Origin of the sequence: Falsiroseomonas sp. E2-1-a20, assembly GCF_051433195.1 — a bacterium.
Taxonomy (GTDB): Bacteria; Pseudomonadota; Alphaproteobacteria; order Acetobacterales; family Acetobacteraceae; genus Falsiroseomonas.
The window spans coordinates 1-3,626 of the sequence record NZ_JBHMFT010000111.1; the positions used below are offsets into that span (position 1 = coordinate 1).

Annotated in this window: 4 protein-coding genes; 1 reads left to right on the top strand and 3 read right to left on the bottom strand. The window is 68.6% G+C overall.

Translation table 11 applies throughout. The features are described 5' to 3' along the window. Positions 1-139: 139 nt before the first annotated feature. A complete protein-coding gene (locus ACFHPP_RS30585; protein WP_437167006.1) occupies positions 140-448 on the bottom strand; it encodes a hypothetical protein in 309 nt (102 codons plus the stop codon). 955 nt (positions 449-1,403) lie between these two features. Continuing rightward, positions 1,404-1,619: a DUF2934 domain-containing protein gene (locus ACFHPP_RS30590; protein WP_437167007.1), complete on the bottom strand. Its 216-nt coding sequence runs from the start codon at positions 1,617-1,619 to the stop codon at positions 1,404-1,406. 276 nt (positions 1,620-1,895) lie between these two features. Here ACFHPP_RS30590 and ACFHPP_RS30595 point away from each other — a divergent pair, with 276 nt between their 5' ends. Beyond that, positions 1,896-2,882 (top strand): site-specific integrase, encoded by a 987-nt coding sequence (locus tag ACFHPP_RS30595; RefSeq protein WP_437167008.1) that lies wholly within the window; start codon positions 1,896-1,898, stop codon positions 2,880-2,882. A gap of 131 nt (positions 2,883-3,013) precedes the next feature. Here the strand turns inward: ACFHPP_RS30595 and ACFHPP_RS30600 are convergent, their stop codons facing one another. Then, positions 3,014-3,283 carry an HU family DNA-binding protein gene (locus ACFHPP_RS30600; RefSeq protein WP_437167009.1) on the bottom strand — a complete coding sequence of 90 codons (270 nt, stop codon included), beginning with the start codon at positions 3,281-3,283 and terminating at the stop codon, positions 3,014-3,016. Between the last annotated feature and the right edge of the window lie 343 nt (positions 3,284-3,626).

The window sequence follows — 3,626 nt, forward strand, 5'->3', positions numbered from 1 at the left end:
CCGCCTTCTGGAACTGCAGGTGCGTCTGCGGGCCCAGTTGACGATGTTCGAGCGTGCAGCAGGCGCCACGCGACCGGTTGTCTCAGAGTATTCTGGCAGCCTGTGACCGCAGCCGTGACCGTCAAAGCCGCTTTGTCAGTCATGGCAGCACCACCCGCTCCAGGTCGCGCGGCAGGCCCCCCAGGTACCGCATGCCGTAAATCTTCGGGCCGACGCCCGGAGCCATGACCGGCGGCAATTCCCATCGGGCAACTCGCTGGCGCTCTTGCTCGATCGCCGCCGGGACGTGGCTGGCAAAAATCGCCAACGCCTCGTCCGGGTCCGCACGGCCACGCGCCGCCCTCAGATCCTGGCGGGCAAGCGCGAAGGCCAGATCCACCGTCAATTCGTGCAGAATTTCGCCGCGATAGACGACCTTGACCGCCGGAAAGTCGCTTCTGGCCTTCAAAAGAAGTTCGCTGATTACAGTTCATGCCAAAGCCTCGGCGCGGCTGGCGACCATGCTCGGGTGATCCTGGTACTGGCTGCCAAGCTTCTGCTGCACAGCCTCTACAACCTCGACGGTTTAAGCGCGGCCACCAAGCCCAGCAGCAGGTGCGCCACCTTCACCGCCTGGCCCGGCGTCATGCCCTGCTGCTGAAACTCTGCGTGCAACCGCGCCATGTTCTCCAGGGGCAGATTCGTCAGGGTTACGGGTGGCGCTCCGGCATTAGGTGACATGACAAGACGCTGCTCCACAAAAGCCGCACGTGATGACCGAGCAGGACCCGGCGGCGCTGAACGTTTTCTTGCAGCGGATGGTGAAGGCTGAGTTCGGCGGCATCATGCCTGTCGACGGCGGTGGCAGGCTTGTAGGCGCCTTGCCCAGGCCTAATCCTGAAGGTGAAGAGCTTCCACTTGCCGCAGGTGCTCGCGCAGCAGCGACACCGCGGCCTCCAGCGACACCAGCGCCCGCGCCGCTAACACCGCTGACCCCTGGTGCCCGTCCACCTGCACCTCCTGCAAAACTCGCGTTGCCGGGCTAACCTTGCCTTGGCACTGGCGACATGCCTTCGGGCCGGGTCCGTCGGGCTCTCGGACAGTTTCGGCGGCATGCCCCAGATCCCCGTCAGCGGTGGCGTGCCGCGTTTAGTAGGTCGGGCGAACCGTGACGGTTGTCGAAGCCGCCGGCGGTGCGGCAACGACTGGCGCTGGCTGCACTACAATCGTCGACGGCTGGGCGGCAGGAGGGCTGCTGACGGTGGTGCAAGCGGTAGCGAGGAGGGCTGCGCCAGCCACGCTCAGGACGCGGGATAGGGAGATCATCGGGGTCATTTGCATGGTGCCTTTGAAGATGTTGAACGGGTCACCCCGCCTGCGCGAGGCCATCGATAGCGTAGATGCGGCCGAGGACGGTTGGCGCCCTAGGTCCGGTGTTTGCTGGCTTGTGCCGGGGGATATGCCGAGTGGGTCTCCGCCTCGATACGTTCGCGCGCCCGATCCCAATAGTCCTCCGCCCTGCCCTCTGCCTTGCCCTCCAGCTCCCACATCAGGAAGGCGCGGTCGCGAACAGCCTGCTCAGGCTCAGACTTAGGCTCAGGCGCAATGCCCTTCTCCTTATCCGACACGTCGAACTCCACAAGTTATACCACGACGCGAACTGTGCCTCTTCTTGCGGCGCTTACAAGTAAGAATGCGAATGCAGCTACATCTTCAGACAAAAGAGTCCGCTCGACCGGAGTTGGTGCGCTGCTGCACGCGGATAAACTGAAGTACGATATTTTGCTCACGGTCCGCTCGCTCTCCCACTGGTCGGGCCGCGCCTTCACCATGTCAGCCGGCGCCAGGGGTAGCGCTCGGAGGAACAGGGCTGCTTCATGGTACTGGACACAATCAAGCCCAGGCCCCGCCCCCGCATGACCCAGCCCCCTGCCCCGCGGGTACCGCGCGCCGACACCCTGCCGGCCGCCTTCGACCTCACTGAGGCCGCGGAGCGCGCCCGCGGCTACGCCCGCCAGGCCCGCGCCCAAAGCACCCGGCGCAGCTACGCCATCGCCTGGACGGACTTTTGCCAGTGGTGCGACGCCCGCGGCCTCCTGGCGCTGCCGGCATCTCCGGAAACCGTCGGGCTGTTCCTGGCCGACCGGGCGCAGACCCACCGCCCGGCCTCGCTGCGGCTGCGCCTGGTCGCCATCGGCCAGGCGCACCGCCTGCAGGGCCACGCGCTCGACCCGCGCCACCCGGCGGTGCGCGAGGTCTGGGCCGGCATCCGCCGCCAGCACGGCACCGCGCCGCGCCAGGCCACCGCGGCGACCAGCGAGGTGCTGCGCGACGCGCTGCGCGAACTGGCCCGCCGCCCCGGGCTGCGGCCGCTGCGCGACCGGGCGCTGCTGCTGGTGGGCTTCGCCGCGGCGCTGCGCCGTTCGGAACTGGTGGCGCTCGACGACGCCGATCTGCGGCCGGTGCCGGAAGGCATCGTGCTGACGCTGCGCCGGAGCAAGACCGACCCGGACGGCGCCAGCACCGAGATCGCCCTGCCGCACGGCCAGCACGCCCTCACCTGCCCGGTGCGGGCCGTGCAGGCCTGGCTGGAGGCGGCCGGGATCGCATCAGGGGCGGTGTTCGTCTCGGTGACCCGGGGCGGCCGCGCCACCGCCACCCGCCTGTCCGACCGCGACGTGGCGCGGGTGGTGAAAGCCGCCTTCGCCGCCGCCGGCTACGACCCCGCCAGCTTTGCCGGACACTCGCTGCGCGCCGGTTTCGCGACCTCGGCCGCCCGCGCCGGCGTGCCCGAACACGCCATCATGCAGCAAACCCGCCACCGCTCCGCCGCCACCCTGCGCGGCTATGTCCGCCGCGGCGGCCTGTTTCGCGACAACGCCGCCAGCAAGGTCGGGCTGTAGACGGACAGGCGGCGCCAGGACTGGCTCGAGGAGTTCTGCAGCGGAGCGACGCGACCGGCTGGTTGCGTCCGCCACGGCGTTCGGCGGGAGCACGCCGATCGCCGGTTTGTCGCTGTTCTCCGGCGAAGGGCTCAGACGACGTCCTTGAGTTCCTTGGCCGCGCTGAAGGCGATCTTCCGGCTGGCCTGGATCTCGATCGGCTGGCCCGTCCCCGGATTGCGGCCGGTCCGCGCCGGCCGGTCGCGCACCTGCAGGATGCCGAGCCCGGTCAGACGCACCTTGTCGCCGGCCTTGAGGCGCGTGGTCACCGTCTCGACCAGGCCGGCCAGCACGGCCTCGACCTGCTTCCTGGTCAGCTCGTGCGCCGCGGCCAGGTCGGGCGCCAACTGCTTGAGGGTCACGGTGGCTGCGCCCGGGGTCTTGGTCGGCGGGGCGGGCGGCGTCCTTGGCATTCAGAAGGCTCCATCACGGCATGTGGCCATTGCGCAGAAGAAGCTGCCCCTCTGCCGGATCCAGAGAGCACCGATGGCGGGTTTTTGTAAGAGTAAGGTTTGCATCTTTGAACGCTTCAGAGATGAAGTGCCCGATCTTTCAGAACCCGCTTCCGCACGCTGTTGCGCCGGAGCAGGACGGCGGCGGTACTGGGCGTGGCCCCATGGTCGCGGGCGAGGCGGCGGCATTTGCCGGTCCAGGCGACGGTGCACTCCTCACCCAGCGGTGGGCTGCACGGCGAAAGGGACGGCG

What these genes read in the sequence shown, in the direction of transcription:
- ACFHPP_RS30595 (WP_437167008.1), top strand. Translation starts at nt 1,896, where the DNA reads ATGACCCAGCCCCCTGCCCCGCGGGTACCGCGCGCCGACACCCTGCCG.